Raw genomic sequence first — 12,934 nt, 5'->3', positions numbered from 1 at the left:
AGAAAGGAGAATGATGTAAGCTGATGAATAGTTTTTTACATAAACCGATTTTTAAAAATACCAGGGTTAGCATTATCATGATACTGTTAATGTTAACGACCTTGGTCTGTGGAGTATCAAAGTCGGGGTTATTATCCCGCAGCGCACATGCCCAAGGCACCGTAAAGAGTGACGAAAATAAACCTCAGTTTGATCTTGGAGAAGCTACTCAAAAAGAAAGACCGTTGTTTGAACTGGAAGGTACGGCGGCCTACAAGAAAACGAATGAGCAAGCCCATGCCATACCCAAATTGTGGTGGATTGCACCGATTGGCGCACTGTTCGCCCTCTTTTATGCGAGGAAGTTTTACAAGGAAGTTATGAAGTCGCCCGATGGCAATGACAAAATGAAATTGATCGCCGGGCACGTCAGAGAAGGCGCCTATGCCTACCTGAAGCAACAATACAAAGTTGTAAGTATATTCTTTATCGGCGCTTTTCTTGTTCTTCTTTTAATCTCCTTTGGATTGCATGCCCAATCGAAGGTTGTTCCTTTTGCTTTTCTATCCAGCGGTTTTTTGTCGGGTCTTGCCGGTTTCCTGGGTATGAAGACCGCCACCAGCGCAAGTTCAAGGACCGCAGAAGGCGCACGAAAATCGTTGAACCAGGGTCTCCAGGTTGCATTTAGAAGCGGCGCTGTCATGGGACTTATCGTGGTTGGTATGGGACTACTTGATATTTCTTTATGGTTCTTTGTCTTCCGCAAATTTACCAACGTTTCGTTGCTTGACATGGCCATGATGCTGCCATGCTTTGGCATAGGCGCCAGTTCCCAGGCCTTGTTCGCAAGGGTAGGCGGCGGAATATTCACCAAAGCTGCCGACGTGGGAGCCGATTTGGTGGGTAAAGTAGAAGCAGGTATACCCGAAGACGACCCAAGAAACCCTGCCACCATTGCAGATAATGTAGGCGACAACGTCGGCGACGTAGCGGGAATGGGAGCAGATCTGTATGAATCCTATTATAACTCCATGTTGGCCTGTGCGGCGCTGGGTGTAACTGCTGGTCTCGGTATTGCCGGGATGGTTGTTCCTATGATTTTGGCAGGACTCGGCATCTTCCTCTCTATTATAGGAATTTACGCGGTTAAAACAAAGGAAGAGGCATCCCAGAAAGAACTCCTGAAGGCGTTGGGAAAGGGAATTAACCTCAGTTCAATTCTGATTCTGATTTCATCCGCCGTAGTTATCAAGGTCATGCTGCCCCAAAATTTCGGCGTATGGGGTTCGATTGTGACCGGGCTAATAGCGGGTGTTATCATTGGCAAGGGTACAGAATACTACACCTCTTCCAATTATTCACCAACAAAGGGTATTGCCGGACAAGCAAAGACGGGCCCTGCAACAGTGATTATTGACGGCATCGCCACTGGCATGATGTCTACAATTATCCCCGTCATTACCATTTCTGCAGCAATCTTATTAAGCTATGCCTTTGCTGGCGGTTTTTCAAATATTTCACTTGGCCTTTACGGTATCGCCATTGCAGCAGTGGGTATGCTTTCCACCTTGGGATTAACCCTGGCAACGGATGCGTATGGACCCATTGCTGATAATGCCGGCGGTAATGCGGAAATGAGCGGTCTTGAGCCTTTTGTCAGAGAGAGGACAGATGCACTCGATGCATTAGGAAATACAACGGCAGCAACAGGAAAAGGTTTTGCAATCGGTTCTGCTGCGCTCACGGCCATGGCGCTGATTGCCTCCTTTGTCGAACAAATAAAGGTGGGACTGGAAAGATCAGGGGTCACGGTCATCCAAATTGCTGGTACATCAATGGATTTAGCCAGTGCAAAATTATCTGACCTCATGAATTACCTGGATGTTACCTTAATTAACCCAAAAGTACTTATCGGCTTATTTATTGGCGGTATGTCGTCGTTTGTCTTCAGTGCCATAACAATGAAGGCTGTAGGCCGTGCTGCAGGTAGCATGGTGGAAGAGGTAAGAAGACAATTCAGAGAAATCGCCGGAATCATGGAAGGAACGGGAAAACCCGATTATGCAGCCTGTGTGGCAATCAGTACGAAAGGAGCACAGCGTGAAATGTTTGTCCCTTCTCTCCTGGCCTTGCTGGTACCTATTGTTTCTGGCTTGGTGTTGGGTGTGGCCGGAGTGATAGGGCTTTTGGCTGGCAGTTTGACAGTAGGCTTCCTGCTGGCAGTCTTTATGGCGAATGCCGGCGGGGCTTGGGACAATGCGAAAAAGTACATTGAAAGTGGTGCCGGAGGCGGAAAGGGCTCATCTGCGCACAAAGCGGCTGTTGTTGGTGATACGGTGGGAGATCCCTTTAAAGACACATCAGGTCCGTCCTTAAACATTCTGCTGAAACTTATGTCCATTGTGTCGGTTGTCTTTGCGGGAATTATCATTAAATTTTCACCCAAAATAGGCGCCTTTTTGCACATTCCTTAGTAAAAGAAAAAACAGGTTGCAGAAAACGCAACGAGTTGCAGGTGTGGGGTGAACTGCCGTTCACCCCACATGAATGGCTGTGGTCAAGGTTTGAAAATACCCTTTTCAATGGGAGGTTCTTATGTCTGGTAATATGGTTACAGAACGGGATGACAGAATATGTCCTAACACAAATTGTCAATTTGATAATCATGTAAAAGGAGCAAATTTTTGTATTCTTTGCGGCACCCTTTTATACCATCGGTGTGAAAATTGTCTTGATGTGAACCCCAGATACGCGAGATTTTGTTACTATTGCGGAAGCAGTCTGTCAGAAATAAAACCCTCAATGCAATATGAGGCAGATTTTGGTGAAAGTTTTGACACAAAACAGCGATAGGCGCCCCGGAGGGATAGATACCATAGATCCTAAAGAAATTGCAATCCTTTGCGCTAAAACTGCAGATGATAAAAAGGCGTCAGATATTTTCATATTTGACGTGCAAGGTTTAACCTTTATTACGGATTTCCTCGTTATTTGCAGCGGTTTCAACGAACGCCAATTACAGGGCATCGCAAAGGAAATAGAATTAAAACTGCATAGCTATGGTATCCATTGGATGGGTATGGAAGGGTATCAGGAAGCCAAATGGATACTCATGGACTATGGAGACGTCATTGTTCATCTTTTTGATAAAGAGATGCGTCATTTTTATGATTTGGAACTCTTATGGGGTGATGCGCAGAAATTACCATGGAAGGCTGATATTTAAAATGACGAGTATTTGGAATACGTATTCTTTGAATAGGTATTCTTTTGAGTACGGGTAGGACTTGCCAAGCCTGAAATACCTAATTTTTGCGCCCTTTTAATATTTTTAATCCTCCGGCTTTCCTCCCGGCGTTTTTTTTCTGAAGGTTTTTCGAAATAAGCAATACGTTTTGATTGATTAATAATGCCTTCTTTATCACACATCTTTTTAAATCTTCTTAATGCTTCCCGTATATTTTCGTCGGACGTTATTTGTATTTTTGCCATAAATAAGCTATTTATCCTTTCTTCAAAATGATATGAAAAATTGTTATTTTCAAAAATCAAAGATGAATATTCTAACTTATATCATATTTTACGTCAAGGGAAAACTCCTTTTTCATTTTTTATATCGGTATGCCAGTAAAAAAAGCTATATCCAAATTGGTGAGTAGCCAGCATCTGACCATGGAAGAAAGCCTGGCGGCGATGGCACACATTATGGATGGGAATGCCACCGATGCACAGATCGCATCTTTTATTACTGCCCTACGTATGAAGGGTGAAACGGTAGAAGAGATTACCGGATGCACCATTGCTATGAGAAAAAGGGCGATAAAAATAGAGACAGGAAATGATATCGTGGTCGACACCTGCGGAACGGGTGGTGACGCCAGAAATACCTTCAACATTTCCACTGCTGCCGCTTTCGTTGTTGCAGGCGCCGGACTGAAGGTTGCCAAGCACGGCAATAAGGCGTTTTCCAGCCGATGTGGAAGCGCAGACGTCTTGATGCGATTAGGAATTAATCTTGAGGCCGATGTAAAAACGGTGGAAAAATGTCTTGCCGTCGTCAACATCGGGTTTCTTTTCGCGCCACTTTTGCATCAGGCAATGAAGTACGCCCTTGGTCCTCGAAAAGAGATTGGGATTCGTACGATATTCAATATCATTGGCCCTTTAGCAAACCCTGCCGGGGCCACCCATCGCGTCCTTGGGGTATACAGTGAGCACATGACGTTTATCATGGCAGAGGCGCTAAAAATGCTGGGAGATAAACACGCATTTGTTGTACATGGATTAGACGGTCTGGACGAGATAACTACAACGAATAAAACAAAAATTTGTGAGCTCGTTGGGGGTACGACAAGAAGTTATTATTTTAATCCGGAAGAATTTGGCATAAATAAATCGAAGCTATCGGATTTAACCGTTAATACTGCCGAAGAAAGTGCTACAGCAATCAGAGAAATACTGGAAGGTATTCACAGTCCTAAAAGGGATATAGTGCTCGTAAACGCAGCCGCAGCAATTATTGCAGGAGGATTGGCAAACGATTTTACCGAAGGAATAGAAATTGCCTCACGGTCTATTGACACGGGCAATGCAAAAAGTGCACTAAAGAAGTTAATCGAAATCAGTTGGCAATCGACGGAATAAATAATAGTATTTTAAGACTGGCAAGAAAAATTCATTCATCGTTTTTTCTGAATGGCATTTTTTATAATGTAACAAGAATTCATTTACTTCTGGATATTTTGAAGGCATGTTATCATCAACTTGGTTCCTGCAAGTTATGTCTGCGGCTACCGGGTGGCACGGATAAACTCGTTTATCCGTGCTTGTTTGAATTCACACATTGGTATAAATGACAAAACATGGACAAACAGACAGATTGTGCTTTTTGCGCATCTGTTGGATGAATTTTGAATGTTTATACGAAGTTGCATTCAAACACAAACTAATATATAATATCTTCCAGATAAACTTACTTATTTATTGGAGGATATTATGAGAACGCCTAAAGCAATAAGCGATCAGCAACAAGAATCATTAAGAAACCTACTGGGTCAAACTAAAACCAAGGCTGATTTTCAGAGAGTTCAATGTCTTTGGTTAAGAGCGGCCTTGAACATGAATCCTGTTGATACGGCCAAGGCTGTTGGGTGGAGCCAGAGCACGGTCAAAATTATTCAGAGCCGTTATCTCCGGGAAGGCGAGAAAGTCTTACTGGGTAAAGGGCGTGGTGGCAGGAGATATAGTAATTTAACAATCAACCAGGAGAAAGAGCTTCTCGACTCTTTTTTAGAAAAGGCTAAATCCGGTGGAGTTCTGGTAGTCGGCGAGATAAAAATCGCCTATGAGGAGCTTTTTGGCAAGAAGGTGCCAAAATCCACTATTTACCGGATGTTGGCTCGACATGGCTGGCGTAAGATCGACCCTCGTTCGAAGCATTCGCGTACGGACTTTGCCGCTCAGGAGGAATTTAAAAAAACCTCCCTGCCCTCGTCCAGGAAGAAGTAAAATGCCAAGCAGCGCAAGGTAGAAAGGTGCGGTTGATGTTTCAGGATGAAGGCCGGTTTGGCCGAATCAGCGATCCGCGGCGGTGCTGGGCGCCTTCGGGCCTGAGACCTGATGTCCCGACGCAAGTCGTAAGGGAGTATACCTATGCCTTTGCAGCGGTAAGCCCGCATGATGGGACAATGGATTCTTTGATCCTGCCGGAGGTAAACGCCTGCATGATGTCGATGTTCCTGGAGGAAGTAGCTACTCGTCATCCTGGTGATTTGATTCTCATGCTTATGGATCAGGCCAGCTGGCACAAGGCCCAAGAATTGAAAATTCCTCAAAACATGAGATTGATTTGGTTGCCCGCTTATAGTCCACAATGCAATCCTGTGGAACATATCTGGGATGAGATACGCGAGAAGTGGTTTGCGAACAAGATGTTTGATAGTATGGCTGCAGTTGAGAACATACTCATGGACGCTTTGGTGACACTGGAAAATGACAAAAAAAATCGCCGGGATAGCTGGCTTCGACTGGATTGTTAGTATTCCTTTGAATACATCTTAGTATTATCATTTCAGACTGCTGAAAACAATAAATCAAGCTAAGCGCGGATAAACAAGTTTGTCCATGCCACCTTAAAACCAGCTTAATCAAATTAATCATCTTCTATCATCGAAGCAAATTTAATCTCATCTTTTTTCAGGACAGGTCTCTTTAATGCGGCGAAATAATATTCCAGGGCATCCTTCAATTCTTCTAAAGTTTCGCCTTCAGGCGCAATTGGGTCTTCTGAAATGGCTGTTATTTCTCCTGCATCGTTGTAGTAAACCTCATGAATCCTGAATTTTCCTTTATCCTCTATTACTCTATAATTCCATGGCATATTCATTTACCTCTTAGGCAATCCAGCCCACAACGTTCAGATTTTTGGTATCAATTTCCAAGCACAAAGGGCTTTCGGTATATAGCAGCCGGGATAGGGGTAGAAAGGCTTTCACCTCCCCTCCCTCCAAACCGTACAGGCGGGTCTCCCGCATACGGCTCTCCAGTCAGTGGTTACCCTTTCGGGATTGACAGACTAATGTATGGGCTGCGGCTAATGTGAACAACCCAAGATTCGCAAAGTACGCATTTGGCCATCTCTGATGGTCTGCACCTCGGCCTCTTCCTTTACCTCCGTGACGCTTTCTCAGGATACTCCTCAGTCTCATTCGTATCCAACTATCTATTCTTGGAAATGTCGTTTTGTGGCTGTGTTGAAAGTATTCATACCAGCCCCTGAGTCTTTTGTTGAGTTCTCCTAGGATACATTTCATGCTCTCTCCTGATGTTCGTCTCGTCTTATGGCGGATTGCTTCTTTGAGCTTATTCATACTCTTTTTGCGTGGCCATCTCATCCCCCGTTCAAAGGGGTACCCCAGAAAGTCAAATCCTCCCTTATGGATTGCATCTACTATTTTGGTCTTCTCTGGATGCAGCGTCAACCCTGTTGTTTCCCGCTCTGAGTATCTTCTCTAATTCCACAAGATTCTTTTCCGCTTCTTTCTCATACGCCTCGATGCTCTGTCGGTCTACTCCTGCTGCACCTCCGTTCCTTCTCACCTTCTCCCATGACGCTCTCAGGTTCTCGCTTGAGTACACCTTGTCCACCAGACTAAGCCATTTGCCTCCTTTCATTCCTTTTTCCAAAGCCGTCAACATCCGTTCCGTCCATACAGAAGGTTCTGTCCATCTCCACCTCTCCCGGAGCTGAACTTCTCCAGATTGCTTAGGATTTCCTTCCACTCCCGCTGGTCTTTCTTCCTTCTCTACAGTCTTCACTCATCCACCTTCCTGCCTCCCTTTGCTCCCCACCCCATCTCACGATGACGCAGTTACGGTCGGTTACAGGTCTGGAAAGCATTTTCCCTGAAGGGGACTTTCACCCCTCTGGCATTGTGCACTTTCAGGCGCAGTAGGGGCAGGTTTCAAACCTGCCCCTACTGCATTTAATATCCGGTTTTCATGGGAACTTTTCAAAAAAATTAAATTGTTATCTTTCTTTTAAATCAGTTGCAAAATTTAGGGGTTTTAATTTCCTGCTACATCTCAACCGGTCTTTTTTCCATTGCAAGAGATCTCTTCTTTATCCGTCTCCTATGAGTTATTATATGCCATAAAAAACCGGCAACAACGGCGCCAGTTGTATCCGCTACCCAGTCAAAGATGTCTACGGAACGGTTCGGGGTAAAGAATTGGTGGAACTCATCTGATGCACCATAGAGGGATGTGATCCCAATTGCCAGGATAGTTTTAGATATCCATTTGCTTCGTATCGTGAAGGAAGAAAGCGTCCAGCAGAGCATGAGGCATAACAGTCCAAACACAAAAAAATGAATGAGTTTGTCACTGTGTGATGGGAGGGAAACAGAAGATGTGTCTGTAGAAGATTCGTAGTATATTAAAGAGGCATAAGCTACCGTTAAGATACCTTTATAAATCCAATGCACTCTAATCCTGATGTTCATTCGTTCCGATTTCTTTGAAGATACGAACCCAGTATTGTGTCTCATCCACAGAAGGTCCCTGGTATTTGCAGTGCGGTTCGTTTCCGTGCGGTGGTGGCGTCTTTTTCCTCTTTATCTTTGACGTATCTGCCTTTATTACACAGGATTTTAGCTCTTCATCGGGAACGTCTTTAAAAATATCCTTCCAATATTGTGCATCACTTTCCGATGGACCTTTCTGCTTACTTTCCGGTTCACCAGAAATATTTTTTTTACTTGTTAAAATTTCCTGGATTTCCCGGTACATTACTTTGGGCTCGATAACATGACAACCACATTTCCTGACATGTCGTTTTATTTCATTGTCATAGGTTACGATGTGGACATCTGCTGGATTTTGGCAAAGACTGGTAATATTTTTTATTTCCGTATCTGCGCTGATACCTGATTTTGAATAAATGACGGTAATGCCCGAATAAGTTTGTTTCTTCGGTAAAGCAGCTTGTGTATAATTACCATCAAACACAACAGTCACATCATAATGTTTTTTTTCTCTATATTTTGAAAACAGGGATATTACATAGTCACGTACGGGTTCAATACGATTTGTCCCCACGTGCTTTTCTATAGCGGGTACGGTAAATATAAAGTTATAGCCGTCTATGATGATTAACATACGATTTTCCCATTATCAACGATTACCTTTCCACCAACAATGGTGGAAACGACCTGTCCCTTTAATTTCCATCCTTGAAAAGGACAGTTCCTGGACTTTGACTCGAATTTTCCCGCTTCAACGGTCCATTCTTTATCCATATCAATGATGGCAATGTCTGCTGGCATACCCACTGCCAGACTGCCTCCGGGAACATTGAATATCCGGGCAGGATTCGTGGACATTTTCCGAACAACCTCTTTCAACGATAAAATGCCAGGATGTACTAGTTTTGTGAGAATAACGCCAAGTGCATTTTCAAGTCCAATAAGACCCGAAGCGCCTCTTTTTATATCATCCTGGGTATGCGGTGCATGGTCGGTAGCAATAACATCAACCACACCATTTAATAAACTTTTCTGCAGCGCCTCTCTATCTTCTCTGGTACGCAAAGGGGGATTCGTTTTCGGCACATTTCCGTTTGCATCCCTGAAAGTTTCGTCCAGAAGTAAATGATGTGGTGTAACCTCACAGGAGATCTTTGCAATATTTCTTTCCTTTGCTTGTTTAATTGCCTCAAGGGTGCTCTTCAGACTCACATGCGAAACATGCAGCCATCCTCGTGCCTGTTCCGTACATTTGATTTCTCTCAGGACAAAATCCGTTTCGTGGCAAAATGGTTTTCCGGGAAAGTGGGCAACCTGGGTATTTTCTTTCGCTTTCTCCAAAGAGATTTGAGAATCTTCGCAATGCGGACTTATAACAAGCTTATTCTGCGATGCGAGCTCGCAAGCCTTTTTCATCAACGGTTCATAAAACACGGGATTCCCGTCATCTGAGAGGGCGCGCACCCGTTTATCTGTTGCCAGTCTGTCTATGTCCGTTAATTCTTCACCCAACAATCCCTTTGTAATGCATGCTTTCGTATAGATATGTACCACACTTTTCCGATACACTCTTTTCATGAAAGATTCCACCATTTCCAGTGAATCAATGGGAGGGGCGGTGTTTGGTTCACAGATCAGCGTGGTATAACCACCTATTGCAGCGGCACGGGAACCCGTCTCGATAGTCTCTTTATGTTCCAGTCCTGGTTCCCGAAGATGTACATGGCAGTCAATTAAGCCCGGAATCACATATTTCGAGGTTGCATCGATAACCCTTGTACCGTTACTTGCCTCAATATCCTTTGAAATTGTTTGTATCTTGCCACCTTTGATCAAGATATCCACACGACCATCGAGCCCGATTGCAGGATCCACGACATGTCCGCCTTTTATTAATACTTCGCCATATACCATTTTACTACTCCAAAAAAAACCTTGATTCCTCCCTTTACAAAAGAAAGAGATCTGTGAAGTTTACAAAAAATCCCTTAAAGGGCACGGTTCACAGACTTTTTTGGGTTTACAGAATCTCTTTCCGATGTTCACCAGTAAGGCATGGTATTCGTTAAATAGTTTTACGTCTTTGGGAAGATTTTCTTCAAAGAAAGACTTCATCTCATCGTAGGCGCTTTCTTCGGAAACATAACCATGCCGTGAAAAAATCCTATGGGTATACGCATCTACAACGAAGGTAGGCATATTTCCTGCATACAGCAAAATAGAGTCTGCTGTCTCTGGCCCGATACCTTTCACCGAAAGCAACTCACCCCGAAGCGTTTCCAAATCCTGGGCAAACATTCTGGAGAGATTGCCTTCATATCTCGAAAATAGCCAATGAATAAATGCCTTGACACGCTTTGCCTTAACGTTAAAAAAGCCGGAGGGGCGGATAAGCTGCGCCAACTCAGACATAGCCAATTCGTGAATTCCGGCGGGAGAGAGTTTTCCGGCAGTCTTAAGATTTTTGATAGCCTTTTCAACGTTAGACCAGTTGGTATTCTGTGTTAATATAGCGCCAATGATAACTTCAAAGGAGGTTTCTCCCGGCCACCATTGTTGTGGTCCCAGAGTATCAAGCATCTTTCGATACATTTTTAATAGGGTTTTAGCCTTACTCATCTCCTTTACCAAGTTTTGTGAGAATACCCATCCTTAAAAGAGGCAACATGATTTCATGATGACCGGTAATCGCATATCCGTGCTGAGTTGGCCTTCTTAAAACATTGGTCTGAGGTCTATAGTGCTGAATCATATCCATGTTCACCGTCACAAAATTTTCAACCTTATACCCAAGATTCCTTGCGATGCAGATTGCCTTCAGGAAGACCTCCGGCATAATGACGGCTGAGCCCACGTTGAGCCACACTCCTTCTTCTAATCTGGAAATCACGTTGGCGAGAATTCTAAAATCCATGTGGCTGGACTCGCCCAAATCCCTTCCCGATACATTCGGATGCATGTGTATGGTATCGGTTCCCATGGCGACATGAACCGTGGTTGGTATATTAAGTCTTGCACCCCAAGCGAGCAGACTCAGGTCATTATAGGCATTCGCTTCTTCAATCATTTTATTACCCAGCGCATGCCCAAGTCCCTTGCCATCTTTTATCCCCTGCGCAGAAGCAGCCTGGAAAGCCTCTGCCGTCTCCTTTGCCATACCAAAACTGCCGTCTTTTAGACTAACTGCCACGTCCTCGGAGGTTGCCCCAATGAGCGAGACTTCATAATCATGAATTGCAGCAGCGCCATTCATGGCGAGGGCGGTTATGATACGACGGTTCATGAGATCGATAATGAGCGGGGATAAGCCGCACTTGATAACATGAGCGCCAAGCGCCATAACCACCTGGCATTTTTTCTGATATGCAAGAACTATCGCATCAATTACCTTCCGTAAATTTGCTGAAGCCAGAATTTCCGGCAGGGATTCAAAAAAGGCATACATTCCATCTGCAGGCAAGACGGGCTTGGCGAACAGGTTGATATTTGAAAGATTCTTTCGTTCTTTTATTGAATACGTCTTAATTTTGCAGAGATCTAGTGGTTTTAAAAGATCAATTTCATCCTCGCGTTGTCTTGTCATACCGGCCTTTTCCTTGAAGGATATTCTTATGGGGCAAGAATTGCCTCAACGGGACATACCGTTACACAATTTCCACAATCCGTACAGGTCCCTGCGTTAATAATTCTCTTATCGCCGGATTCCGATATCGCACTGACAGGACATTCACTTTCACATGCACCACAATTAATACATTCATCCGTAATTTTATGAGCCATCTATTTCTCCTTTCAATTCAGAATAGCATTGATCTTATTTTCAAAAATTTCATTACCCCTCACAATACGAATTTCTATCTTTAACGTCCATACAGGGAAATCCCACGATACACGAACATTTTTTATTTTGACACGATCCTTTTGCGTAATCATGATTGCCTCCGACCCGACACGTTGTGCCTCTGCATTCAATGTCTGCAATTCAGATGCGGTATATATATGATGATCTGGAAACGCATGAAACCCCAGCACTTTTCCCCCTGCACCATCAATGCTCTTCCTGAATGATTCAGGATTGCCGATCGCACAAAACGCAAATACCCTTTTTCCCTGTAACACTTGAATATCGGCTGTTTCATGATCCTTTAACGATTCTAACCAAAGGGGTTTGTGAACCGTTTCTACCACCGGAACATGCCCGGCAATTTCTCGCAACTGATCAATGATTGCTTGAATTTCATCCAGACCGCACTGATCCACATGTGTTAGCACAAACAGATCTGCTCGTTTTAGTTCTTTCAAAGGTTCGCGTAACATACCGCGAGGGACGATATGTCCCAAACCAAACGGATTCAGTGCATCAATAGTTACAATATCCATATCCCGTGCCAGACGGAGATGCTGAAAACCGTCATCCAATAATAAATATTGGGCTTGAAATTGCCTGATCGCATGAAGTCCGCTTTTCGCTCTGTCCTTGTTTAACAGATGAGGGATATCCGGAATATTTTCCTGGAACACGAGATACTCATCATTGCATATGTTTTTGTTTAAAGAATCGCCTTTTTGTTTTATGGCAGCAGTGTAACCTCTGCTGAGGATAACAACCTTTTTGCCTTTTTTTTGTAAATACCGTGCAACATACTCAACAACCGGCGTCTTGCCCGTTCCCCCCAGGGTAATATTTCCTACACTAATAACAGGAATAGGCAGACGAACGCTCCTGAGAACGCTTTTTTTATAAAAAAAAATACGAGTTTTAACGACAAACCCGTATATCTTCGACAGAGAATAAAGAGACTTCAACAACATTCTGGAATATATACCCGAAGTCTCCTCTTCTGTAACTTTAAAAAAAATTTTTCTTAAATAGTTATTAATAAATGCAAAAAAAGAAAAAATTCCTTCAGAAACCTTAGCCTGCCCGGAAC

At 43.8% G+C, this 12,934-nt stretch carries 17 protein-coding genes; 6 read left to right on the top strand and 11 right to left on the bottom strand.

Annotated features, from left to right (window positions below; genetic code table 11):
- Positions 1 to 23: 23 nt before the first annotated feature.
- The 3 genes from BIY37_RS00615 to rsfS all read left to right on the top strand — a co-directional run bounded on the left by BIY37_RS00615 (position 24) and on the right by rsfS (position 3,205).
- On the top strand, positions 24 to 2,453 hold the full coding sequence (locus BIY37_RS00615) for a sodium-translocating pyrophosphatase (protein WP_201789363.1): 2,430 nt from the start codon (positions 24 to 26) through the stop codon (positions 2,451 to 2,453).
- Positions 2,454 to 2,574: 121 nt separating this feature from the next.
- The gene (locus tag BIY37_RS14200; RefSeq protein WP_143299107.1) at positions 2,575 to 2,832 is read left to right on the top strand and encodes a zinc ribbon domain-containing protein; all 258 of its coding nucleotides are present in this window, start codon (positions 2,575 to 2,577) and stop codon (positions 2,830 to 2,832) included.
- Positions 2,804 to 3,205, top strand: a complete 402-nt coding sequence (gene rsfS, locus BIY37_RS00610) for a ribosome silencing factor (protein ID WP_230402399.1) — start codon at positions 2,804 to 2,806, stop codon at positions 3,203 to 3,205. Before BIY37_RS14200 ends, rsfS begins: the two co-directional genes overlap by 29 nt.
- Here rsfS and rpsU read toward each other — a convergent pair.
- A complete protein-coding gene (rpsU, locus tag BIY37_RS00605; RefSeq protein WP_070065912.1) occupies positions 3,202 to 3,471 on the bottom strand; it encodes a 30S ribosomal protein S21 in 270 nt (89 codons plus the stop codon). The two genes, rsfS and rpsU, sit on opposite strands and share 4 nt — an antisense overlap.
- 129 nt (positions 3,472 to 3,600) lie before the next feature.
- On the opposite strand from rpsU, the gene trpD reads away from it, so the two are divergent.
- The 3 genes from trpD (at position 3,601) to BIY37_RS00585 (ending at position 6,017) form a co-directional block, all read left to right on the top strand.
- Complete coding sequence (trpD, locus tag BIY37_RS00600; RefSeq protein ID WP_070065911.1) at positions 3,601 to 4,623, top strand: anthranilate phosphoribosyltransferase; 1,023 nt, start codon at positions 3,601 to 3,603, stop codon at positions 4,621 to 4,623.
- 351 nt (positions 4,624 to 4,974) lie between these two features.
- Positions 4,975 to 5,487, top strand: coding sequence for a helix-turn-helix domain-containing protein (locus tag BIY37_RS00590; RefSeq protein WP_080324748.1), 513 nt, complete (start codon positions 4,975 to 4,977; stop codon positions 5,485 to 5,487).
- A gap of 35 nt (positions 5,488 to 5,522) precedes the next feature.
- The gene (locus tag BIY37_RS00585; RefSeq protein ID WP_230402394.1) at positions 5,523 to 6,017 is read left to right on the top strand and encodes an IS630 family transposase; all 495 of its coding nucleotides are present in this window, start codon (positions 5,523 to 5,525) and stop codon (positions 6,015 to 6,017) included.
- Between the two features lie 113 nt (positions 6,018 to 6,130).
- On the opposite strand, the gene BIY37_RS00580 is transcribed toward BIY37_RS00585, so the two are convergent.
- From BIY37_RS00580 to lpxK, 10 genes are all read right to left on the bottom strand, one after another.
- Positions 6,131 to 6,364 (bottom strand): hypothetical protein, encoded by a 234-nt coding sequence (locus tag BIY37_RS00580; protein WP_201789362.1) that lies wholly within the window; start codon positions 6,362 to 6,364, stop codon positions 6,131 to 6,133.
- Positions 6,365 to 6,524: 160 nt separating this feature from the next.
- Entirely contained in the window at positions 6,525 to 6,791 is a 267-nt protein-coding gene (locus BIY37_RS14195) for a group II intron maturase-specific domain-containing protein (RefSeq protein ID WP_420886175.1), read from the bottom strand.
- Between the two features lie 121 nt (positions 6,792 to 6,912).
- A complete protein-coding gene (locus tag BIY37_RS13620) occupies positions 6,913 to 7,296 on the bottom strand; it encodes a hypothetical protein (protein WP_070065906.1) in 384 nt (127 codons plus the stop codon).
- Between the two features lie 260 nt (positions 7,297 to 7,556).
- On the bottom strand, positions 7,557 to 7,982 hold the full coding sequence (locus tag BIY37_RS00570) for a VanZ family protein (protein ID WP_070065905.1): 426 nt from the start codon (positions 7,980 to 7,982) through the stop codon (positions 7,557 to 7,559).
- Positions 7,966 to 8,637 carry an NYN domain-containing protein gene (locus tag BIY37_RS00565; RefSeq protein WP_070065904.1) on the bottom strand — a complete coding sequence of 224 codons (672 nt, stop codon included), beginning with the start codon at positions 8,635 to 8,637 and terminating at the stop codon, positions 7,966 to 7,968. The genes BIY37_RS00570 and BIY37_RS00565 overlap by 17 nt, the downstream gene beginning before the upstream one ends.
- On the bottom strand, positions 8,631 to 9,917 hold the full coding sequence (locus BIY37_RS00560; protein WP_070065903.1) for a dihydroorotase: 1,287 nt from the start codon (positions 9,915 to 9,917) through the stop codon (positions 8,631 to 8,633). Before BIY37_RS00560 ends, BIY37_RS00565 begins: the two co-directional genes overlap by 7 nt.
- Positions 9,918 to 9,977: 60 nt before the next feature.
- The gene (locus BIY37_RS00555) at positions 9,978 to 10,622 is read right to left on the bottom strand and encodes an endonuclease III domain-containing protein (RefSeq protein WP_070065902.1); all 645 of its coding nucleotides are present in this window, start codon (positions 10,620 to 10,622) and stop codon (positions 9,978 to 9,980) included.
- A complete protein-coding gene (locus tag BIY37_RS00550; protein WP_070065901.1) occupies positions 10,615 to 11,586 on the bottom strand; it encodes a GSU2086 family protein in 972 nt (323 codons plus the stop codon). The genes BIY37_RS00555 and BIY37_RS00550 overlap by 8 nt, the downstream gene beginning before the upstream one ends.
- Positions 11,587 to 11,612: 26 nt before the next feature.
- Entirely contained in the window at positions 11,613 to 11,783 is a 171-nt protein-coding gene (locus tag BIY37_RS00545; protein WP_070065900.1) for a 4Fe-4S binding protein, read from the bottom strand.
- Between the two features lie 12 nt (positions 11,784 to 11,795).
- Positions 11,796 to 12,815, bottom strand: coding sequence for a tetraacyldisaccharide 4'-kinase (lpxK, locus tag BIY37_RS00540; protein ID WP_070065899.1), 1,020 nt, complete (start codon positions 12,813 to 12,815; stop codon positions 11,796 to 11,798).
- Between the last annotated feature and the right edge of the window lie 119 nt (positions 12,816 to 12,934).

Source organism: Candidatus Brocadia sapporoensis (assembly GCF_001753675.2).
In the GTDB taxonomy this organism is placed as follows: domain Bacteria; phylum Planctomycetota; class Brocadiia; order Brocadiales; family Brocadiaceae; genus Brocadia; species Brocadia sapporoensis.
The sequence above is the reverse complement of the archived record's forward strand: the minus strand, read 5'-3'. Positions and strand labels throughout refer to the sequence as shown.